The organism is Amycolatopsis sp. NPDC003731 (genome assembly GCF_053586895.1).
Window position 1 is genome coordinate 19,143 of record NZ_JBSFNC010000047.1, and the last position, 20,480, is coordinate 39,622.

Here is a 20,480-nt window from a genome sequence, read left to right on the forward strand (position 1 = left end):
CCGCTGCGCGTCCCGATCGGGCCCTGCGCGCCTCTCACCAACAAGTCCACAAGACGAATGGGGTCGCCAGCGATGAGTACAGAGGGACTCTCGATTCCAGGCATCTCGATCGCCGGCTCGGGGCCATCGGCCGCCGAGCGGGTGCGCAAGCGCGGGCTGAGCCTGTTCGGCTCGGTGCCCCGCCCCGCTGTGGTCACGTTCGCCATCGAGGCGGCGGCCGTCATCCTGGCCGTGCTCGACGTCTGGCTGGTGATCCCCGAGAAGGCCCAGCCCTATTCGATCTGGCTCTCCGGCGCCGCGTGCCTCGCGGTGGTGTTCCGCCGGAAGTTCCCGTTCCTCGCCGTGCTCGTCGCGGTCCCCGGCTTCCTGGCCGGCTGGGCGCAGCTGGCGTCGATGATCACGCTCGGCATGCTCGCCACCCGCCGTCAGCTGCACTGGCAGGTTTGGGTCGGCGCGGCGCTGGTGTGGACGTGCCGGTTCGTGCAGTGGCCGCTGGAAGACTTCGCCGAGCTGAGCTGGCGTGAGCACATCCTCGACGGCATCTACGGTGTCCTGGTCGCCGGCATGCCGATCGCCATCGGCCTGCTGATCGGCGCGCGCACCGAGGTCTCGAACAAGCTCGCCGAGCTGGCCACGAGCCGCGACCGCGAGCGCCGCTTCCACGCCGACGCCGTCCGCGCCGAGGAGCGCGCCCGGCTGGCCCGCGAGATGCACGACGTCGTCTCCCACCAGATCACGCTGATCGCCATGCAGGCCGGCGCGCTCCAGGCCCAGACCACCGACGACCGCGCGCAGGAGACGGCACAGGTCATCCGCACGCTGTCCAAGCGGACGCTGGAGGAGCTGCGGTCGCTGCTGAGCGTGTTGCGCGCAGGCCCGGACGACGACGGCCCGCGCCCCGGCATCAACGACCTCGACCGGCTGATCCGCACGTCGGAGGTGCCGGTGCACCTGTCGGTGGAGCACCTGCCGGAGGCGCTGCCCAACCAGGTCTCGGCGGCGGCGTACCGGACGGTGCAGGAGTGCTTGACGAACGTCCACAAGCACGCCCCGGGCGCCACGGCGACGATCCGCATCCAAGGTGAGCACGGTGCGCTCAAGATCGAGGTCCGCAACGAGCGGGCCAGCCGCCCGGCGGAGGGCCTCCCCTCGGGCGGCCACGGCCTGACGGGCCTGGCCGAGCGGGCCCGCTTGCTGGGCGGAAGCTTCGAGACGTCCGGAACCGAAGACGGCGGCTTCCGCGTGCGAGCCCGGTATCCCCTGGACCGCTGACCTCCGGCCCCCGGTATCCAGCTTACCGGCGGGCACCGACACTTCCGGCCCACGCTCGCCCCGTGCTTGAAGGGTCGACACGCGTGATTGAGGAGTCAGCACGCGTGATTGAAGGGTCGACACGGGATCAGCGTCGTGTCGACCCTCTGATCACGCGTGTCGACCTCCTGATCACGCGTGTCGGCTGCTCCATCACGCGGCGAGCGGTGGTGAGCGCGCGAAAAGCCACCTCGAGGGGGTCCGCTTCCCTCGGGGTGGCTTCCAGCAGGAACCGCTAGAGGATTTCCCGGCGCTTGCGCAGGCGGTCGAGCGCCTCCGCCAGGATGGCCTCGCCGTCGGCGTCGCTGCGCCGCTCCTTCACGTACGCGAGGTGGGTCTTGTACGGCTCGGTCCGCGGCGCGGCCGGCGGGTTCTTCTCGTCCTGCCCACCGGGGAGCCCGCAGCGGGGGCAGTCCCACTCGTCCGGGATTTCCGCGTCGAGCGCGAACGACGGCCGAGCCTCGTGCCCGTTGGCACACCAGTAGGAGATGCGGCGGCGCGGCGCCGACTCTCCCCGTTCCGATTCGCCCGTAGGACCGGCACCCACCCGGGTGCCCCGAATCGCGTTACCGCCAACCATGAATCCTCACACCTAGGAATCGGCGGCGCGCCCCCCAATAGGCACGCCGAATCGCTGCGCCCCGCCGCCTCGACCCGGTCGCGGCCGACGACGGAACGCCGGACGCCTCACACCTTGAGCAGCAGACCCAGGCCCACGATGCTGATCAGCCAGACCGCGCCCAGCAGCAGGGTGATCCGGTCGAGGTTCTTCTCGGCCACGCTCGACCCGGCCAGGCTCGACTGCATCCCACCGCCGAACAGCGACGACAGGCCACCGCCCCGGCCACGGTGCAGCAGCACGGCGACCACCAGCAGGACGCTGGAGACGATCAACAGGATTTGCAGGAACAGCTTCATGTCATCCTCTGGGCTCTAGGAGAATGCAGGGGTACGGCATGGTCGTTTCCGACCACCACCGTACCCCTGGACTCGTCCACTGCTGTGTGACGGACCGGATACACAGGCTACCCGGTCGTGGCCTCGATCAGGGCAGCGGCCCGCCCGCGGCGAGTGCGCAGAGTTTCGTGAACTCCTCACCGTCGAGGCTCGCTCCGCCGACCAGGGCACCGTCGATGTTCTCGCAGGCCACCAGTTCGCCGATATTGCCCGATTTGACCGATCCCCCGTAGAGCACCCGGACGGACGAAGCGACCTCGTCGCCGTACTTCTCCTGGAGGGTCGCCCGGATCGCCTTGCAGACCTCTTCGGCGTCCGACGACGACGCGACCTTGCCGGTGCCGATCGCCCAGACCGGCTCGTACGCGATCACCACGTCTTTGACCTGCTCGGCCTTGAGGCCCTTCAGGCCCTCGATCAGCTGCGTCGTGGTGTGGTGGATGTGCTCGCCGGCCTCGCGGACCTCGAGCTTCTCCCCGATGCAGAGGATCGGCGTGATGCCGTGCTTGAGCGCGGCCTTGACCTTCTTGTTGACCAGCTCGTCGGACTCGGCGTGGTATTCGCGCCGCTCCGAGTGGCCGACCGTGACGAATTTGCAGCCCAGCTTGGCCAGCATCGGGCCCGAGATGTCGCCGGTGTAGGCGCCCGAATCCTGCGGCGCGAGGTCCTGCGCGCCGTAGGTCAGCGACAGCTTGTCGCCGTCGACCAGGGTCTGCACGCTGCGGATGTCGGTGAACGGCGGCAGCACCGCCACGTCGACCTTCGCGTAGTACTTCTCCGGCAGCGCGAAGGCGATCTTCTGCACCAGCGCGATCGCCTCGAGGTGGTTCAGGTTCATCTTCCAGTTGCCGGCGATGAACGGCTTGCGTGCCACTAGTTCGATCCCTCCAGTGCCACGACGCCCGGCAGTTCCTTGCCCTCGAGGTACTCCAGGGAGGCGCCGCCGCCGGTGGAGATGTGCGAGAAGCCGTCCTCGGGCAGGCCCAGCTGCCGCACCGCGGCCGCCGAGTCGCCGCCGCCGACCACGGTGAACGCGTCGCTCTTCACGAGCGCCTCGGCCACGGCACGGGTGCCGCCCGAGAACGCCTCGAACTCGAACACGCCCATCGGGCCGTTCCAGAAGACCGTCTTCGCGTCGGCCAGCTTGCTCGCGAACAGCTCGCGGCTGCGCGGGCCGATGTCCAGACCCTGGCGGTCGGCCGGGATCGCGGTGGCGTCGACGGCTTCGTTTTCGGCGTCGGCCGAGAACTCCGTCGCGGCCAGCACGTCCACCGGCAGGACCAGTTCGACACCGCGCTTCTCGGCCTCGGCGAGGAAGCCCTTGACCTGGTCGAGCTGGTCGGCCTGCAGCAGCGACTGGCCGACCTCGTGGCCCTGGGCCTTGAGGAACGTGTACGCCATGCCGCCGCCGACGATCAGCCTGTCGACCTTCGTCAGCAGGTTCGCGATGACGCCGAGCTTGTCGGACACCTTCGCGCCGCCGAGCACGACCACGTACGGCCGCTGGACGTCGTCGGTCAGCTTCTTCAGCACGTCCAGCTCGGCCAGCACCAGGCCGCCCGCGTACGCCGGCAGCACCGACGCGACCTCGTAGACCGAGGCCTGCTTGCGGTGGACGACGCCGAAGCCGTCGGAGACGAACGCGCCGCCCGGGACGAGCGCGCCCAGCTCGGCGGCCAGCTCGGAGCGGTCCACGGCGTCCTTGCTGGTCTCGCGCGCGTCGAAGCGCACGTTCTCCAGCAGCACGACACCGCCGTCGGCCAGGCCGCCGGTCAGCGCCTTCGCGGACTCGCCGACCAGGTCACCGGCCAGCGCGACCTCGGCGCCGAGCAGCTCCGACAGCCGCTTCGCGACGGGCGCAAGCGTGTACTTCGGGTCCGGCTCGCCCTTCGGACGGCCGAGGTGCGCGGTGACGACGACCTTCGCGCCCGCGTCGGCGAGCTTCTTGATCGTCGGCAACGCGGCGCGGACCCGGCCGTCGTCGGTGATGCGGCCGGAGTCGAGCGGGACGTTCAGGTCGGACCGCACGAGCACGTACCGGCCCTGAACGCCCTCGCCCAGCAGGTCGTCGAGGTTCTTGACGCTCATCTGCTTCAGGACAGCTTCGAACCGACGAGCTTGACCAGGTCGGCGAGGCGGTTGGAGTAGCCCCACTCGTTGTCGTACCAGCCGACGACCTTGACCTGGTTGCCGATGACCTTGGTCAGCGGCGCGTCGTAGATGCACGACGCCGGGTCGGTGACGATGTCGGCCGAGACGATCGGGTCGTCCGAGTAGCGCAGGATGCCGGCGAGGGGGCCCTCGGCGGCGGCCTTGTAGGCGGCGTTGATCTCCTCGACGGTGGCGGCCTTGGACAGCGTCACGGTGAGGTCGGTGGCCGAGCCGGTCGGGACCGGGACGCGCAGCGCGTAGCCGTCCAGCTTGCCCTGCAGCTCCGGCAGGACGAGGCCGATGGCCTTCGCGGCACCGGTCGAGGTCGGGACGACGCTCAGGGCGGCGGCGCGGGCGCGGCGCAGGTCCTTGTGCGGGGCGTCCTGCAGGTTCTGGTCCTGGGTGTAGGCGTGGACCGTGGTCATCAGGCCCTGCTCGATGCCGAAGGCGTCGTTGAGGACCTTGGCCAGCGGGCCGAGGCAGTTGGTGGTGCAGGACGCGTTCGAGATGATGACCTGCGAGCCGTCGTACTTGTCGTCGTTGACGCCGAGCACGATGGTGAGGTCCTCGCCCTTGGCGGGCGCGGAGATGATGACCTTCTTGGCCCCACCCGCGATGTGCGCCTTGGCGGCGTCGGCGTTGGTGAAGAAGCCGGTCGACTCGAGGACGACGTCGACGTTCAGCTCGCCCCAGGGCAGGTTGGCCGGGTCGCGCTCGGCGAGGGCCTTGATGGTCTTGCCGTCGACGACGATGCCCTCGTCGCTGACGCTGACCTCACCCGGGAACCGGCCCAGGATGGAGTCGTACTTCAGCAGGTGGGCCATGGTGGCGACGTCGCCGAGGTCGTTGAAGGCGACGACCTCGATGTCCTGGCCGCTGGCCTGCACGGCGCGGAAGAAGTTGCGGCCGATGCGGCCGAAGCCGTTGACACCTACGCGAACGGTCACTGCTGCCACTCCTCTGAGGATCGGCCGGCACTCCGGCCGTGACTTGCGGGCTCGCGGCCACCCTAGCGTGCGGGCATGCGCGTCCCTGACTGCCCTGACGAGACTTCCACCACTTGGCGAACGGGTCAAGAATCGATTAAGAAGCGAGGCCGCCACGCCGGGTGTTCCGGGGGCGGACCACGGCGGACCAGTGGGCTCCCATGGTCTGCGCTCCGGGACCGGTTCCGGCTGATCGTGACCGGTGCGGGGTGACCGGCGAGCGGGTCCGCCGCGGGCCGGGATCCGGCACTTGAACGATCCAGCCGACCGGAGCCGTCCGGCGGTTGTGGCAGCGGCTCGCGGGACGGCACGTGAGGTCGATGACTCGACCGATCCAGGGACCGCCCGCGGGCGGAGCCGCCCCGTCGGGTGACCACCCCGCCGACGCGTCCCTCATGCCGTCAGCTCCCGCTCCAGCGGCGTGCGGAACCGCGGCACCGTGCGCACCTCGCCGAACCACTTCGCGCACTTCTCCGCCTCCGCCTCGACCGTCGCCCGGGTTTCCTCGCCCACGTCCTCCAGCAGCCGGAACACCACCTCCCCCGAGGCGCGCTGGGCCCAGCCGCCGACCACCTTCCCGGAAGCCCACACCGTCGGGCCGATGTTGCCGCTGCGGTCGAACAGGGCCGCGCGGTGCGGGCCGAGGAACCAGTCGCGGTCCTGCCAGCCCATCGGGGTCGGGTCCAGCGCCGGCAGGAACGCCACCCACGGCGGTGGCGGCGGCACCGGCTCGAGGTCGTCCGCCAGCGCCACCCCCGGCACGCCGTCGAGGTCGACTTCCGCCGGGGACACCGCCGCCAGCGCCTTCTTCGTCTGGCCCGCCGTCCAGCCCGTCCACCACCTCAGGTCGGACACCGGGGCCGGGCCGTACGCGCGCAGCCAGCGCCGGGCCAGCTCGGCCCGGGCCTCGTCCGGCTCCCGCGGCGACAAGCCTCCCGGCACCCATTCGTCCAGCGGGTGCCAGACGTACTGGCTGCTCAGCCAGCTGCCGCGGGGACGGCCACGCGCGATCCGGCCGCCAGCCGCCAGCAGGAACAGCACCCGGCTCGTCACGTTGCCGATCGCTTCGTACGGCTTGCCCGCTGCCATCAGCAGCTGCTGGCGCAGCCTCGGCTCGTCCTCGCTCAGCTGCTGCGCCGTCGCCGAGCCGCGGGCCCGCAGCGCCGCCTCGACCGAGGCCTCGACGTCCTTCAGCCACGCGCCCGGCTCCGGCACGTTCTCCGGGTGCCCCTGCTGCCCGAGGTGCTGTTCGAGCAGCTTCCGCTGCTTCACGACGATGTCCGCCGAGCAGCCCGCCTGCACCAGCGCCGCCGTGTCCAGGTCCGTGACGAACACCGTGCGGCGCATGCCGAGCAGCCGCAGCAGCGAACGCTCTTCGTAGAGCGCCCGTTCCACCGCCGAGACCGCCGGCGCGGCGAGCCGGGCGGACGCGGACAGGTGGACGGTCGCCGGGTCGGTGGCGTGCAGCGCCACGACCCCGGCGACGGCTTCGGTCACCGTGGCCGCGGGCGCGGCCAGGTGGTGCCGGACGGCGAGGCGGGCCCGGCGCTGCGAGGTGCTGATCTTCGGAGGCACCCGCTGTTCCTACCACCCGGCACCGACAAAACCGCCTGGTCGTGCCGGTGACCAGCCGATAGCCTCGGGAAATGGTCTCCGGTACGCACTTCGCGGCCTTCGCCGCGCTGACGTTCCTCATGGTCGTGGTCCCCGGCCCGAGCGTGCTGTTCACGATCAGCCGCGCGCTCACCGTCGGGCGGCGCGACGCGCTCCTCACCGTCGCCGGCAACTCCGTGGGCGTCTACACGCAGGTCGTCGCGGTCGCGTTCGGCCTCGGCGCCTTGGTGACGACGTCCGCGGCGGTGTTCACCGCGATCAAGATCGCCGGCGCGATCTACCTGGTGTATCTGGGGATCCAGGCCGTGCGCCACCGCCGGAAGCTGACCGGCGCGATGGCCGCGAAGGTGCGCGCCACCCCGGGCCGGGTGCTGACCGTGCTGCGCGACGGCTTCGTCGTCGGCTTCGCCAACCCGAAGTCGATCGTGTTCCTGGCGGCGCTGCTGCCGCAGTTCGTCGACCCCGCCGCCGGTTCGGTGCCGGCCCAGATGCTCGTCCTCGGCCTGTGCCTGCCCGCGATCGCGCTGGCCACCGACAGCGCGTGGGCGCTGGTCGCCGGCACCGCCCGCGCGTGGTTCGCCCGCTCGCCGAAACGCCTGGAAATGGTCGGCGGCACCGGTGGTCTCGTCATGATCGGCCTGGGCACCACGCTGGCCTTCACCGGCCGGGGTGACTGAGCACCAGGTCGAGCAACCCCGGGAAGGCGGCGTCGAATTCGGGGCGCCGCAAGCGGTTCAGCCGGCGCGGGCCTTCGTCGCGCTGTTCGATCAGGCCCGCCGCGCGCAGCACCCCGAAGTGGTGGCTGAGCGTCGCCTTCGCCACCGGCAGGTCGAAGGTGCCGCACGCCTTCGTCCACTCGGGCACGGCCGCGAGCTCGCGCACGATGCTGCGGCGCACCGGATCGGCGACGGCGGCGAGCGCGTCGTGCAGCGAGACCTCCGCCGGGAGCACGTGCGTGAGCCCGCGGGCGCGTGCGGTCACCGGACCGCCTCCACCAGCCCCGGCCACCACTCCCGCGGCAGACCGTCGAGCGGGACGACCACCTGGTCGGCGCCCGCGGCCCGGTACTCCCGCAGCCGCGCGGCCACCGCGTCGAAGCCGCCCCACACGGTGAGGCCGTCGACCAGCCGGTCCGACAGGTCCGCGATGTCCGCGTCGGTGAAGCCCATCCGCCGGAAGTTGGCCGCGTAGCCCGGCATCCCGGCCAGGAACCCCAGTGAACCGCCGCGCACGATCTCGCGCACCCGGGCCGCGTCGGTCTCCGCCACCACGTTCAGCAGCACCGCCAGCTGCCGGTCCGCGCCCAGGATTTCCCGCGCCGAAGCGACGTAGTCCGTCGTCACCAGGTACGGGTAAGCGCCCGAAGCGCGGTCGCGCGCCAGCTCCAGCATCCGCGGCCCGAGCGCCGACAGGATCCGCGCGGACGGCGGCACGACGTCCTCGATCTCGTCGAGGTAGTCGCCGAGCGTGGCCAGCGGACGCGCGCCGTGCGCCCCGCCCAGGCCGACCACGAACCGGCCGGCGGGCAGGTCCGCGTACGCGGCGCTCACTTCGCTCGAAGGCACCCGATCCACCGACAGGATCCCGCTCGCCACCTGGATCCGCGACGTCCCGCGGACCACCTCGGCGATCCGCGGGAGGTTGTTGCCCTGCCCGCCGGCCAGCCAGAGCGTGTCGAAGCCCAGTTCTTCCAGCTCGACGGCGACGGCGGTGTCGGTGTCCAGTGCGGTGTGGGTGGCCCCCAGCGGCCCCAGTGTCGTCATGCGCCCGGCAACCACGGGACCCGGGAAGTTGTTCCCGTCAGGCCGGTTGTTCGTCCTCAGCGGAATCGGGTTCCCGCGTGAACATCCGGGTCGCCGACAGCCGCGCGACACCGTCGGGCTCGCCCAGGTCCTCCAGGGAGTTGCGGATCGTCGAGTCCACCGACAGGTACTTCCGGCCCGCGCGCAGGTCGGCGTCGTTGCGCAGCCGCACGATCAGCGGGAACTCCGACAGCGCGCCCGCGTCGAACAGGCCCGTCGTGTAGATCAGCTGCACGCCGAGCGCCTCGGCCACCGCCCGCTGCAGTTCCAGGAGGTACCCGGCCGACGCGCGGCCGATCGGGTTGTCCAGGAACAGCACGCCCGAGTGCCGGTTGCGGACCTTGCCGCGGTTGTTCGCCCGCAGCGCCGCCAGGGTGCAGTACAGGATGATCGCCGCGGTCAGCTGCTGGCCGCCGGAGAACACGTCGCGGATCTCCGAGACGCGCTGGCGTTCGGTCCGCAGCACCGAGTCCGGCTTGAGCATGTCGACGCGGAAGCCCTTGGGTGCCGCGGCCCGGACGCCGCGCAGCACCAGGGAAAGCCCGTCGCGCTTGACGTCCCGGCCGTCCGCCGTCTTGCCGACGGCGGCCTCGTCGACGACCTCGCCGAGCTTCTCGGTGAGCGCGTTGTCCTCCAGCTCGGTGAAGCGGATGCGGAGGAACTCCTGCCCGGACCAGTCGCCGAGGCCGTCCGGCAGCCGGGAGACGCGCTGGGCCGAACGCAACGTCCGGAGCGCGCCGTCGACCATGCCCTGCAGGCGGGTGATGATGCCGCCGCGGTGCCGGTCGATCTGCGCGAGGTCGTCGGTGAGCGACCGCAGCCGCGGCCGCAGCGCTTCGGCCCACTCGGCGGCGTGCGCCGGCAGCTGGTCGCGCTTGACCGAGATGACCTGCTGCCGCACCGGGGTGCTCAGCTTCTCGAACCGCTTCTCCGTCGCGTACTGCGCGAGCTGGTCCGCGGCCGCGCGCACCCGCCGGTCACCGGCGTCGGCGGCTTCCTGGGCCTGGTTGAAGGTCGCGTTCAGCCGCGCGTGCTGGGCGCGCGCGGTGTCGACGTCGCCGTCGTAGGCGGCCGCTGTGTCCTTCTCGGTGTCGGTCACCAGGTGCGCCATCGACTCGGCGAGCAGCGAGAAGCCGGACGCCGAGTTCTTCGCGGACTCCAGCGTGGCTTCGGCCGCCGCCCGGCGGTCCTGCAGCTCTTCCCACTTCCGCGCGGCCGCCGACGCCTCCAGCCCGGCCGCGTCGATCAGTTCCAGGCCGTGCTCGATGTCCCGCGGCTTCTCGCCGTTGACGCCGTTCTGCAGCGGCAGCGCGTCCAGTTCGGCGCGCCGCGTCGAGACGAGCCCGATCGCTTCGGTGCGCTCGTCTTCGAGGCCGTCGACGACCCGGCGGGCGCGGGCCAGCGCGGCCGCCCGGGCCGACGCGTCGGAGCCGTCCGGCGTCTCCAGGAGCTCGCCCGCACGCACGCGAACGGCCTCGTCCATGGCCTCCACGGCGGAGCCTGCCGCGGCTTCGGCGGACTCGGCCTGCTCCAGTTCGCTCCGCAGGTCGCTGCCGACCTCGACCTTCGCGTACGCCTCCGACGCCGAAGCGAACGCCCGCCGCAGCGCGTCCACCGGTTCGGACGGCGCCGGGCCGTCCGCCGCGTCGGCCGCCCCGGGCACTTCGGCCAGCTCGGCGCGCGCGGTGGTCGCGGTCCGGCGGTGGCCGTCCGCGGTGCGCTGCTCCTCCCCCGCCTGCTCGCGCAGCCGGGCCGCCTTGCCCGCCGCGTCGGACGCCTGGAGGTCGGCGCGCTCGGCGATCTCGGTCGCCCGCTCGGCTTCTTCGGTCCACTCGGCGATCCGGGCGCTGCGGACACCCAGCTCGCCGAGCCGCCGGGCCTTCTCCTCGGCCTCGGCGGCGGCCGCCCGCAGCTCGGGGACGCGCTCACGCAGCGACGCGGCTTTTTCGCTCAACCGCGCGAATTCCGCGTCGGCCTGCTCCAGCGCGGTGCGGGCGGTCTCCCGCGCGGTCCGGGCCGCCTGAGCCTGCTCGGCCAGGGTGGCGACGGCGCCGGGCGGGTAATCCTCGCGCCAGGTCGTGAGCTTCCACGTCAGGGCGCCGTCCGCGGACAGCTTGGCGGACAACGCTTCGAGCCGCCGCTGCCGCTCGGTGTGCCGCCGCGCGACGGCTTCCCGTTCGGCGTCGGCGGCTTCTTCGTCGTACATCGCCGGGTTCGGCGGCACGAGGAACTCGACACCGGGCGCGGACGGCACCTCGGCCTGCAGTGCTTCGGTCGTACCGACGGCGATGATCGCGCTCGGCAGCAGCCTCCGCTTCGTCAGGACTTCCCGGGCACGGGAAGCGTGCGAGGCGTCGTTCAGCAGGACGCCGGACACCAGCTGCGGCAGGCTTTCCAGCACTTCGGCGCGCCGGGAAGCGTCCAGTTTGGACAGATAGCGCCAGCCGGACCACGCGGTGATCCCGGCCTCTTCCAGGGCGTCCAGCGCGGCCTGGACGTCCTCCGGCGGCGGCAGCAGCCCGCCGGACCCCAGCGCGGCCAGGGCCCGCTCGTCGGCGGACTCCTCCATCCGCAGCGCCGTCTGCTCCTTCTCGACGGCCGCGCTCGCCTCGCGCAGCCGTTCCAGCAGCACCGGGAGGTCGCTCTCCAGGTTGACGTCGTCGGCGCCGAGCAGCTCGACCAGGCGGCTTTCGGCGGCGAGGGCGTCGGTCCGGCGGTGCGCGCGGTCGAGGTCCTCGGTGGCGCGTTCGAGGCGGTCCTGGGTGGTGCCGGCGAGCTGGTGGGCCTCGTTCACGGCCCGTTGCGCCGCCTGGAGGTCCGCGCCGGCGCGGTCGAGTTCCTGTTCGCGCCGGGCCAGCTCGGCCGAAGCGGATTCGGCCGCGGCACGGGCAGCGCGCGAAGCTTCGGCGACGTCGGCCCCCGAGGGCAGCAACCCGGCACGGACCGCCGCTTGGACCTCTTCGCGCAGTTCGGTGATCCGCGTGGTCAGCCCGCGCGCCTCGGCCCGGCGGGCGGCCGCGAGGTTCGCGGCTTCGTCGCGCTCGGTCTGCGCCTTCTCGGCTTCGGCACGCAAGGCGCCCGCGTGCGCTTCGGCCTTGTCGGCCTGCCGCTGGGCGTCCTGCGCCAGCGCGTGCAACCCGCGTGCCAGCGCCGAAGCGGCGTCGTTGCGCGCCTTCAGGGCCGGACGCGCCTTCTCCTCCCGGCTGCCGACGAGTTCGCGCAGGTCCTTCGCCTTGCGTCCCGCGTTCAGCGAGTTGAGCACGGTCGCCGTCTCGCGCCAGGCCTCCGCCTCGGTCTTCGCCGCGGCGAGCTCGGCGTCGACGCGCTTGCGGGCCTCCTGGGCCTCGTCCAGCCGCAGCACCGCGACGAGCCGGCGCAGCTCGGTGACGGCCGCGGCGAGCCGCCGGTGGTCGCCCTCGGCGAGCTTCTCCGCGGACTTGACCTCGGTGACGTGGTCCTCGAGGCCGGACAGCCGTGCGTTCTCCAGCTCGTTGCGGGCGACGACCCGCCCGGCCAGCGAAGCCATGTCGGCCTTCGCGGATTCGGCGATCTTCCGCGACTCCGCGGCGACACTTTCTTCGGCGGCCAGCGGGCCCAGGAGGTCGAGCGCGCCCGCGACGAAGTCGCGCTCGGACAGCAGATCCCCGCGCTGGGCCAAGTTGTGGGCGTAGGTCGCGACGACCTCGGCGAGGTCTTTCGGCTCTTCTTCGGAGATGACCGCGCGCAGCAGGAACTCGACGAAGGCGTCGTCGGTGCCGAACGCGAACGCGTCCGCCGCTTCACCTTCGCCCGCGTTCATCGCGCGCTGGTAGCGGAACAGCTCGGTGTCGAGGCCCAGGCCGTCCAGGCGGCCGGTCCACTCGTGGTGGCGGCGGGTCCAGGACAGCTCCAGCTCGGGTTCGGCCAGCTGGGCCGCGGTGAGCTTGTCGTGGAAGCCGGACATGGTGAGCAGCCGGCCGTCCTGGGTCATCGGCAGCGATTCCAGGCCCAGCGCGGCGGTCGGGCGGAAGCAGTACCAGGAGTCGACGAGGTTCTCGGAGTCGGCGGACACGACGTGCCCGCGCCACTCCGACACCTTCCCGGTGATGATCCGGTGGCCGCTCTCGACGTGCAGCCACTCCAGGACGACGTGCGAGACGTCCTTGGCGGCGACGAACTTCTCCAGGACCTTCGTGCTGGTGGTGCCCACGACCTGGCGGCGGCCGGGCAGCATCACCGAGAAGATCAGCTTGATGAGCACGGACTTGCCGCCGCCGTTCTCGAGGAACAGCACGCTCGCCGGTGACGGGCGGCGTAACTCGGCCGGGCCGGTCGCGTGGATGCCCGCGCTGAACAGCGCGTCCTGCTTCGGCGCGGTGATCTTGGCGCCGACGCCGCTGAAGTCGAGCACGACGTCCTGGTAGCGGGCACCCGCCGGGCCCACCGAGTGCAGGCGGACCCGCGAAAGCTCGTACATCGATTCCCCTCTACAGCGTGTCGGACGCCGCTGCGCGCAGCGTGCCCCCGGCGGTCGCGACGGCCACGACGTCGAGCGCGAGCAAGTCGTCGAAGGCGGCGTCGGCAGCGAGTTCGCGGACCTGGATCTGGTAGCGCGGGGTGGTCCGGTAGGTGCCGCCCTGCTCGTCGCTCACCGGGACCAGGAAGCCCTGGTCGGCGAGGAACCGCAGGGCGCGGGAGACCATGCCGCGGGTGGTGTCGGCGGCGAGCCGGCCGTCCTTGGTGGCCGCGGCCGCGGGACGGCGGGTGTAGGCGCGCCAGGCCTGTTCCAGCTCGGGCGCGTCGGCCAGGGGGTCGTTGTTGGCCTCGGCCTGCGCGGCGCGTTCGTCGAGCATCCGGGCGGCTTCGCGGACCATCGCGTCGACCTGCTCGACGCTGACGCGGCCGATGTAGGTGTCGTTGGCGAGGTCGTCGGGCCGCGGGTAGCCGAGCGCGGCGGTGGCGAGGTGGATCAGGCCGTGCAGCACCTTCTCCGTGTCGCGGCGCTCGCGGATCTTGGCCTGGCGGGCGTAGGAGTCCATCTTGATCTCGAAGACGGACTCGTCGGTGGCCGCCAGCACCGCGCCGGCCTGCTGGTTGACCTCGAGGACCATCAGGCCGAGCCCGGCGGCGACGGCGTGGGTGAGGGCCTTGAACGCGTTGTCCTCGCCGTAGCGGCGCACGAGGTCGCCGTAGACGACGTCACGCGCGGGCAGCTGCTTCGGCCGCATGCCGAAGGCGACCAGCCGGGCCGCGGCCTCGGCGTCCACGCTGCTGTGGGACAGCGCCATTACGCGACTTCCTCTTCTTCGTCGGCCCGCTCTACGGCGGCGGTGGACAGGAGCAGGTCGGCGCCGCCGAACTCGGGGTCGTCCAGGAGCGTGCCGTCGTCGACGGCGAGCAGCACCGAGCGGTCGCCCTGGCGGCGGGCCGCGCCGATCCCGGGACTGTAGGCGTGGACCGCGCGCAGCGCGACCAGGGCGGCGAGCCCGGGCTGACGGCTGCGGCGGGCTTCTTCGAGCAGCCCCGACAGCCGCCGTGGCACTTCGGGCAGGTCGAGCAGTTCGTCGGCGCGCCGCCAGACCTCGTCGCCGAACTTGTCGCTGACCTCGGCGGGCATGAGTTCCGGTTCCGGGATCTCGCCGACCAGCTGATCGCGTTCCGGCGCGGGCCGCAGCAGCAGCGAGACGAGGGAGGACAGCGACGGCACGACCGGTGCGGTGATCCCGGCGGCGGCGTGGAAGAAGTGCTCGACGGGCGCGACGGCGTCGGCCAGCGGCAGGCCCAAGGTGGGCACGAGGAGCTGGCCGAAGAGGTCCAGGGTCGCGCGCTGGGGCGGGCCGGAGAACTGCTGGCGGTCCTGCTCGGCGCGGAACACCGCGCCCGCGTCGGCCAGCCGGGACTGCAGGCGCGTGTGGCGGCGGATGCAGTCGCCGACGATGTCGACGAGCTCGGCGGCGCGGCGCTTCTTGTCGAGGTCCTCGGTCTCGTCGCGGGCGGTGGTGATGTTCTTGAGGATGGCGTTCTCGGCGCGGAACCGGGCCTCGATGTGGCTCAGCGCGCTGTCCAGGAGCTCCGGGACCTCGCGTTCCCAGTCGACCGACCGGACGTCGCGGCGGGTCGCGTCGAGCTTCGCGCGCAGCGTCTCGCCGTACTGGACGGTCCGGTAGCGGGCCTGCTCGGCGGCGAGCTTGGCGTCGGCGAGCCGGCCGCGGTTGATCAGGTTCTCGAGCTTGACCTCGGCGGCGATCTGCGCGGACTCGACGTCGGTGTCGAGCGCGCCGACCAGGACGTTGATCGCCTCGTCGGTGGCGCGCAGGTAGACCTCGCCGTCGCGGGCGGCCAGCTCGACCAGCAGCTTGAAGTCGAACTGGCGGCGCTGGTAGCCGCCCGGCCCGATCGAGCCGTAGACGCGCCGGAAGCCGCGGTCGGTGGTGCCGACGTTGATGAGGTTGTCCAGGACCCACTTGGCCACCCGGACGTGCTCTTCGGGCATCCGCGACGGCGCCTGCTGGGCGATGAAGGGCAGCAGCCGGTCGATCACCTCGTCGTGGCCGGCGCCGGTGTCGAAGTCCATCGCGATGGTGACCTGGTCGATCGTGTGCAGCGCGATCTCGGCCATCTGGTAGATCGTGGCGTCGGCCCAGTCGAGCTTCGCTTTCCGCGCGTCGAGGTCGTGCAGCGGCGCGGTGCAGGCCAGCGCCTTGAGGCGGCGCGTCAGCCCCTCGTCGGCCAGGCCCGTCATACCGGTGTCGTCGTCTCGCACAGCAGGCCAGGCTAGTCGGCCACCCTCTGCGCACGCGCGGGTGACGGGCTAACGTCGCTCACATGCGTGAGATGAGCCGTGACGAGTGGTGGAAGTTCGCCTCCGAGGGGACCCGGACCGGCATGCTCGGCCTGGTCAGGGCCAACGGCGCCCCGATCGTGACGCCGGTGTGGTTCCTGCTGAACGAAGGCCCGGACGGCGACGAGCTGATCTTCACCACCGGCACCGAGACGCTCAAGGGCAAGGCCATCGCCCGCGACGGCCGGATTTCACTGGCCGTCGACGACCAGAAGCCGCCGTTCTCCTACGTCCAGTTCACCGCCGAGGCGCGGCTGACCCACGACCTGGACGACATGCTGGCGTGGGCGACCAAGCTGGGTGCGCGGTACATGGGTGCCGAGCGCGGCGAGGAGTACGGCAAACGCAACGCCGTCCCCGAGGAATCCCTCGTCCGGGCGAAGATCACCAAGGTGATCGCGCGCGCCGACATCGCCGGCTGAGGGTGTTTCGCTGGTAATCTGCCTCCGGGGGTGGGGGTATGCCTTCAGGGGACAGACGCGACGCCGTCAAGGCGATCTTCAGCGCGGGCCAGCGAGAGCTGGTCGCCGAGCTGGAACGCCTCGACGGCGGGCGCTTCGGCCGGTCCGGGCGCACGAGACTGCTCGAAAACGGGGACGTCTTCGAACGCGCCGTCGTCAGCGCGGCCTTCTCGGACGAGTACTCCGCGGCCGGGCTGTCGGTCGTGCTGCACCCGCGCAACCCGTACGTGCCAGCGTTCCAGGCGCACTTCCGCTACCGCGAAGCCGCGGAAGCGTGGTGGTTCGGCGGCAGCGTCGACCTCCTCCCCTGCTACGGCTTCGCCGCGGACGCAACCCACTTCCACCGCGTCCTGAAGAGCCACTGCGACACGCTCGACCCGGCGTTCCACGCCCAGGCGAAACGCGCGTGCGACGACCGTTTCCGGCTCCCCCACCGCAACGAGGCCCGCGGCATCGGCGGCATCCTCTTCGACCACCTGAGCTTGCCGGGCCCGGACGGCTGGCGACGCTCGGCGGCCTTCACGGCGGCGGGCATCGCCGCGGTGAACCCGGCGTACTTCCCGATCGTCCACCGCCGCAAGGACGTGCCGTACGGCGAACGCGAGCGACAGTGGCAGCTCCACCGCCGCGGCCGGTACGTCGAGTTCACCCTGGTCAACGACGCGGCCCAGGCCGACGCCGACACGCTCCTGACGGCCCTGCCGCCGTCGGCGCGCTGGGAGTCGGAGTTCGCGCCGGAGCCGGGGAGCGCGGAGGCGGAGCTGGCGTCGTTCCTCGTGCCGCGCGACTGGGCGGCCGAAACTGTCGGTGCCCGCCGGTAGAGTCGGAAACGGGGGGCGCCCCGGCGGCCGCGGCGTCGGGCGAGGCGGCTGAGGGCGGCGTTGTGTTTTGCCCTTGGCGCCGATGCCGGGCGCCCCGATCGTGGCGGGCTGGTCGACCACCACCAGCAACGACCCTGCGTGGCGCGCTTGTTGAACAGGGCTCTCAGCTTGGGTTCGGTGTTGGGCAGCGCCCCGTCGTGCAGCCGGTTGGCCGTCGGGGCCGAGGCCGCCCGCGGCCCCAGAGCGCCCCGGCGCCTCGGACCGATCCGCCGCACCGAACCACCTCCCCTGCCACGCTGGGCCGTCCGGGGGCAGCCGCCCCGCTGAACGGGAAACCCTTGGCACGCCGGGTGAGCAGCTGCGTGGACTATTGACAGGGCCCGCTCCCAGGGTGTGTGATCTGTCCCATAGATAGGAAACTTTCCTAACTATTGCCGCCGGTGGTCCGCCGACCATTCCGCCCCGGTCACCCCCTGTCCCCCGACAACGCAGGAGGCTCCCAGTGGCACCCCGTCCACCGTGGCGCGTGGTACTGGCCGGTACCGCCGTCGCGGCGCTCGGCCTCACCGCGGTCAGCCCGGTAAACGCTTTCGCGGCCGATACCGACTACGAGTCCGAGAACGCCACCATCTCCCAGGGCGCGGTCGAGTCGAACCACGCCGGCTACTCCGGCACCGGCTTCGTCAACTTCGACAACGTCGTCGGCAGCTACGTCGAATACTCCGTGAACGCCGCCCAGGCGGGCACGCACACCCTGACCTTCCGCTACGCCAACGGAACCGCCGACAACCGGCCGGTGAAGCTCACCGTCGACGGCGGCGACAAGGGCACCGTCGACTTCCCCGCCACCGGCGCGTGGACGACCTGGAAGACCGTCACCGCGACCGTCCAGCTCACCGCCGGCGTCAACAAGGTCCGCACCACCGCGACCACCGCCAACGGCGGCCCGAACGCCGACAAGCTCACCGACACCTTCACCGCGCCGGTCGACGGCGAACCGCCGTCGCCGCCGTCGAACCTCAAGGCGAGCAACATCCTGCCCACCGCGGCCACCTTCAGCTGGACCGCCGCGACCGACAACGTCGGCGTCGTCCGCTACGAGATCAACCGCGGCGGCAACATCCTCAAGACCGTCGACGGGAACACCACGAGCGCGACCGTCGACAACCTGACGCCGAACACCGCCTACGACATCTCCGTCGGCGCGTACGACGCCGCGGGCAACCCGTCGCAGCAGAGCAACGTGGTCACCTTCACCACGCCGCCGAGCAACGACACGACCCCGCCCAGCGTGCCGGGCAACCTGCGCTCCACGAGTGTCACCGCGAACAGCGTCTCCCTGGCGTGGAACGCTTCCACGGACAACGGCGGCACCATCGCCGGGTACGACGTCTACCAGGGCGCCACGAAGGTCGCGACCACGACTTCCCTGAGCACGACGGTCACCGACCTCACCCCGAACACCTCCTACACCTTCACCGTCAAGGCCCGTGACCCCGACGGCAACACCTCGGCCGCCAGCAACGCCGTCACGGCGAAGACCAGCGCTCCGGGCGGCGCCGGGGGCATCCCCGAATACGACAAGGACATCGCGAAGGTCGACCTCGGCTGGTCGGTGGACTTCCTCCCGAACGGCAACGCGCTGGTGACCGAGCGGGACCGGTTCGAGGTCCTGCTGGTGACGCCGTCCGGCCAGAAGACCACCCTGGGCAAGGTGCCGGGCGCGGTCGGCACGAACGGCGAAGGCGGCCTCCTCGGCCTGGCGATCTCGCCGAACTGGTCGAGCGATCACGCGATCTACCTCTACCACACGGCTTCCGGGGACAACCGGATCGTGAAGATGACCTACGACGGCACCACGCTGTCGTCGACGTCGACGCCGGTGCTGACCGGGATCGCGAAGAACCGCTACCACAACGGCGGCCGGATCAAGTTCGGCCCGGACGGCAAGCTGTACGCCACTGTCGGCGACGCCAAGAACAGCGACAACGCGCAGAACAAGAGCTCGCTCAACGGCAAGATCCTGCGGCTCAACCCGGACGGCTCGGCGCCTTCCGACAACCCGTTCTACGCCACCGGCGGCAACGCGCGGTACGTCTGGAGCTACGGCCACCGCAACCCGCAGGGCCTGGCCTGGGACTCCCGCGGCCAGCTGTGGGCGGCGGAGTTCGGCGAGAGCAGCCAGGACGAGCTCAACCTGATCCAGAAGGGCGGCAACTTCGGCTGGCCCAGCTGCGAAGGCACGCAGGGCAGCTGCAGCGGCTTCATCGCCCCGAAGAAGACCTGGTCGACGTCGCAGGCCGGGCCGAGCGGGCTGGAGATCGTCAACGACTGGATCTACATCGCCGGCGTCACCGGGCAGCAGCTGTTCGCCACGCAGATCAACGCCGCCGGCACCGGCGTCGGCACGGTGTCGACGCTCTTCTCCGGCCGCTGGGGCCGGCTGCGTTCGGTCACCAAGACCCCGGACGGCGGGCTCTGGCTGACCTCGACGAACAACGACAAGAACGGCGGCACGCCGTCGGTGCTGGACAACGTGATCGTGCGGCTGAAGTTCCCGGGCGGCGGCACCCCCGGCGGCTTCAAGCTGACCAGCTCCGCCTTCGCCGACAACGCGACCATCCCGGACAAGTACACCTGCGCCGGGGACGGCACGGCGGGCCAGGACCCGTCGCCGCCGCTGGCGTGGGGTGCCTCCGACGGCGCGAAGGGCTACGCCGTCGTGTTCGCCGACGTCGCCAACGGCGGCAACAAGCTGCACTGGGCGATCTGGGACGTGCCGGCGGCCGCCCGCTCCCTCCCGGAGGGGCTCGGGGCGGGGTACACCGTGCCGAACCAGGGTGGCGCGAAACAAAAGGCCATGGGCAGTGGGGCGAACAGCCAGAAGTTCTTCGGCCCCTGCCCGGGCGGCTCGAGCCACCCGTACACGTTCACCCTCTACGCCCTGAACACCGCCACGGTCCCCGGCCTGACGTCGTCCTCGACGATGGCCCAGGTCGAAACGGCGATCAAGGGCGCGTCGACGGCGAACGTCGTGCTGCGCGGCAAGTCCAGCGCGGCCGCCTGAAAGCCGCGGCAGGGGTGACCGGAGCGGCGCCGGTCACCCCTGCCGCCCTTCACTGCGTCCCCGACAGCCGGCGCAGGTGCGCGTCGACGTCGAAGCCGTGTTCCTCCAGCCGGCGGCGGGCCAGCAGCAGTTCGTCGGGGGTGAACAGCTCGGCGTACTCCTCGCGCAGCATGACCGCCTCGGAGCTGCGGCCGAGCTGGTTCTTCTCCCAGAGCACGGTGAACCCGCCCGCGGTGCCGGCGCCCCGCAGCAGCAGCCGGGCCGCTTCGACGCCGCCGTGCTCGCGCACCATGCGTTCGAACTGGGCGGGCCGGTAGCCGTAATCCTTGGCGAGAACCCGGCATCCGTCGAGCAGATCCTCGGTGAATCGCGCAGCGAGCCGAGGATCGGCCGGGACGGATGCGGCTGGTTCGGGCATGGGGCAACCTCTCGACGCGACGGCTTCCCAGATTAATCGCGAACCGGCCCGGTTTCGCTACGCCATTCGAGC

General features: G+C 71.7%; 17 protein-coding genes. 5 read left to right on the forward strand and 12 right to left on the reverse strand.

Annotation, left to right across the window (positions count from 1 at the left end; all coding sequences use genetic code 11):
• The first annotated feature begins 72 nt into the window (after nucleotides 1-72).
• Entirely contained in the window at nucleotides 73-1,272 is a 1,200-nt protein-coding gene (locus tag ACWDN5_RS21140) for a sensor histidine kinase (protein WP_310975132.1), read from the forward strand.
• 274 nt (nucleotides 1,273-1,546) lie between these two features.
• On the opposite strand, the gene ACWDN5_RS21145 is transcribed toward ACWDN5_RS21140, so the two are convergent.
• The 6 genes from ACWDN5_RS21145 to ACWDN5_RS21170 all read right to left on the reverse strand — a co-directional run bounded on the left by ACWDN5_RS21145 (nucleotide 1,547) and on the right by ACWDN5_RS21170 (nucleotide 6,980).
• A complete protein-coding gene (locus ACWDN5_RS21145) occupies nucleotides 1,547-1,891 on the reverse strand; it encodes an RNA polymerase-binding protein RbpA (RefSeq protein ID WP_043788280.1) in 345 nt (114 codons plus the stop codon).
• A gap of 107 nt (nucleotides 1,892-1,998) precedes the next feature.
• Nucleotides 1,999-2,229: a preprotein translocase subunit SecG gene (gene secG, locus ACWDN5_RS21150; protein ID WP_003071471.1), complete on the reverse strand. Its 231-nt coding sequence runs from the start codon at nucleotides 2,227-2,229 to the stop codon at nucleotides 1,999-2,001.
• A gap of 127 nt (nucleotides 2,230-2,356) precedes the next feature.
• Complete coding sequence (gene tpiA, locus ACWDN5_RS21155; protein ID WP_449677487.1) at nucleotides 2,357-3,142, reverse strand: triose-phosphate isomerase; 786 nt, start codon at nucleotides 3,140-3,142, stop codon at nucleotides 2,357-2,359.
• Complete coding sequence (locus ACWDN5_RS21160) at nucleotides 3,142-4,356, reverse strand: phosphoglycerate kinase (protein ID WP_449677488.1); 1,215 nt, start codon at nucleotides 4,354-4,356, stop codon at nucleotides 3,142-3,144. Before ACWDN5_RS21160 ends, tpiA begins: the two co-directional genes overlap by 1 nt.
• Nucleotides 4,357-4,361: 5 nt before the next feature.
• Nucleotides 4,362-5,366: a type I glyceraldehyde-3-phosphate dehydrogenase gene (gene gap, locus ACWDN5_RS21165; protein ID WP_091308527.1), complete on the reverse strand. Its 1,005-nt coding sequence runs from the start codon at nucleotides 5,364-5,366 to the stop codon at nucleotides 4,362-4,364.
• Between the two features lie 432 nt (nucleotides 5,367-5,798).
• A complete protein-coding gene (locus ACWDN5_RS21170) occupies nucleotides 5,799-6,980 on the reverse strand; it encodes a winged helix DNA-binding domain-containing protein (protein WP_449677489.1) in 1,182 nt (393 codons plus the stop codon).
• 71 nt (nucleotides 6,981-7,051) lie between these two features.
• On the opposite strand from ACWDN5_RS21170, the gene ACWDN5_RS21175 reads away from it, so the two are divergent.
• On the forward strand, nucleotides 7,052-7,696 hold the full coding sequence (locus ACWDN5_RS21175; protein WP_449677490.1) for a LysE family translocator: 645 nt from the start codon (nucleotides 7,052-7,054) through the stop codon (nucleotides 7,694-7,696).
• Here ACWDN5_RS21175 and ACWDN5_RS21180 read toward each other — a convergent pair.
• From ACWDN5_RS21180 to ACWDN5_RS21200, 5 genes are read right to left on the reverse strand one after another with little or no spacing between them, the layout of a single operon-like run.
• Nucleotides 7,677-8,000 carry an ArsR/SmtB family transcription factor gene (locus ACWDN5_RS21180; protein ID WP_310975122.1) on the reverse strand — a complete coding sequence of 108 codons (324 nt, stop codon included), beginning with the start codon at nucleotides 7,998-8,000 and terminating at the stop codon, nucleotides 7,677-7,679. The two genes, ACWDN5_RS21175 and ACWDN5_RS21180, sit on opposite strands and share 20 nt — an antisense overlap.
• A complete protein-coding gene (locus ACWDN5_RS21185) occupies nucleotides 7,997-8,782 on the reverse strand; it encodes a TIGR03620 family F420-dependent LLM class oxidoreductase (protein WP_449677491.1) in 786 nt (261 codons plus the stop codon). Before ACWDN5_RS21185 ends, ACWDN5_RS21180 begins: the two co-directional genes overlap by 4 nt.
• A 37-nt stretch (nucleotides 8,783-8,819) precedes the next feature.
• Entirely contained in the window at nucleotides 8,820-13,277 is a 4,458-nt protein-coding gene (locus tag ACWDN5_RS21190; RefSeq protein WP_449677492.1) for a hypothetical protein, read from the reverse strand.
• A 10-nt stretch (nucleotides 13,278-13,287) separates the two neighbouring features.
• Nucleotides 13,288-14,088, reverse strand: coding sequence for a hypothetical protein (locus ACWDN5_RS21195; RefSeq protein ID WP_310975116.1), 801 nt, complete (start codon nucleotides 14,086-14,088; stop codon nucleotides 13,288-13,290).
• Nucleotides 14,088-15,542 carry a hypothetical protein gene (locus ACWDN5_RS21200; RefSeq protein WP_310975239.1) on the reverse strand — a complete coding sequence of 485 codons (1,455 nt, stop codon included), beginning with the start codon at nucleotides 15,540-15,542 and terminating at the stop codon, nucleotides 14,088-14,090. The genes ACWDN5_RS21195 and ACWDN5_RS21200 overlap by 1 nt, the downstream gene beginning before the upstream one ends.
• Nucleotides 15,543-15,625: 83 nt before the next feature.
• On the opposite strand from ACWDN5_RS21200, the gene ACWDN5_RS21205 reads away from it, so the two are divergent.
• The 3 genes from ACWDN5_RS21205 to ACWDN5_RS21215 all read left to right on the forward strand — a co-directional run bounded on the left by ACWDN5_RS21205 (nucleotide 15,626) and on the right by ACWDN5_RS21215 (nucleotide 19,990).
• Nucleotides 15,626-16,063 carry a PPOX class F420-dependent oxidoreductase gene (locus tag ACWDN5_RS21205; RefSeq protein WP_310975115.1) on the forward strand — a complete coding sequence of 146 codons (438 nt, stop codon included), beginning with the start codon at nucleotides 15,626-15,628 and terminating at the stop codon, nucleotides 16,061-16,063.
• A 38-nt stretch (nucleotides 16,064-16,101) separates the two neighbouring features.
• Nucleotides 16,102-16,923: a coproporphyrinogen III oxidase gene (locus ACWDN5_RS21210; protein ID WP_449677493.1), complete on the forward strand. Its 822-nt coding sequence runs from the start codon at nucleotides 16,102-16,104 to the stop codon at nucleotides 16,921-16,923.
• A 502-nt stretch (nucleotides 16,924-17,425) separates the two neighbouring features.
• Nucleotides 17,426-19,990: a PQQ-dependent sugar dehydrogenase gene (locus ACWDN5_RS21215; RefSeq protein ID WP_449677494.1), complete on the forward strand. Its 2,565-nt coding sequence runs from the start codon at nucleotides 17,426-17,428 to the stop codon at nucleotides 19,988-19,990.
• Nucleotides 19,991-20,039: 49 nt separating this feature from the next.
• On the opposite strand, the gene ACWDN5_RS21220 is transcribed toward ACWDN5_RS21215, so the two are convergent.
• Nucleotides 20,040-20,408: a hypothetical protein gene (locus ACWDN5_RS21220; RefSeq protein ID WP_310975110.1), complete on the reverse strand. Its 369-nt coding sequence runs from the start codon at nucleotides 20,406-20,408 to the stop codon at nucleotides 20,040-20,042.
• Between the last annotated feature and the right edge of the window lie 72 nt (nucleotides 20,409-20,480).

Excerpts from the sequence above, each read along its gene's own strand:
- ACWDN5_RS21140 (WP_310975132.1), top strand. The coding sequence starts at position 73 with ATGAGTACAGAGGGACTCTCGATTCCAGGCATCTCGATCGCCGGCTCG.
- ACWDN5_RS21145 (WP_043788280.1), bottom strand. The coding sequence starts at position 1,891 with ATGGTTGGCGGTAACGCGATTCGGGGCACCCGGGTGGGTGCCGGTCCT.
- secG (WP_003071471.1), bottom strand. The coding sequence starts at position 2,229 with ATGAAGCTGTTCCTGCAAATCCTGTTGATCGTCTCCAGCGTCCTGCTG.
- ACWDN5_RS21160 (WP_449677488.1), bottom strand. The coding sequence starts at position 4,356 with ATGAGCGTCAAGAACCTCGACGACCTGCTGGGCGAGGGCGTTCAGGGC.
- ACWDN5_RS21175 (WP_449677490.1), top strand. The coding sequence starts at position 7,052 with ATGGTCTCCGGTACGCACTTCGCGGCCTTCGCCGCGCTGACGTTCCTC.
- ACWDN5_RS21185 (WP_449677491.1), bottom strand. The coding sequence starts at position 8,782 with ATGACGACACTGGGGCCGCTGGGGGCCACCCACACCGCACTGGACACC.
- ACWDN5_RS21190 (WP_449677492.1), bottom strand. The coding sequence starts at position 13,277 with ATGTACGAGCTTTCGCGGGTCCGCCTGCACTCGGTGGGCCCGGCGGGT.
- ACWDN5_RS21195 (WP_310975116.1), bottom strand. The coding sequence starts at position 14,088 with ATGGCGCTGTCCCACAGCAGCGTGGACGCCGAGGCCGCGGCCCGGCTG.
- ACWDN5_RS21200 (WP_310975239.1), bottom strand. The coding sequence starts at position 15,542 with ATGACGGGCCTGGCCGACGAGGGGCTGACGCGCCGCCTCAAGGCGCTG.
- ACWDN5_RS21205 (WP_310975115.1), top strand. The coding sequence starts at position 15,626 with ATGCGTGAGATGAGCCGTGACGAGTGGTGGAAGTTCGCCTCCGAGGGG.
- ACWDN5_RS21210 (WP_449677493.1), top strand. The coding sequence starts at position 16,102 with ATGCCTTCAGGGGACAGACGCGACGCCGTCAAGGCGATCTTCAGCGCG.
- ACWDN5_RS21220 (WP_310975110.1), bottom strand. The coding sequence starts at position 20,408 with ATGCCCGAACCAGCCGCATCCGTCCCGGCCGATCCTCGGCTCGCTGCG.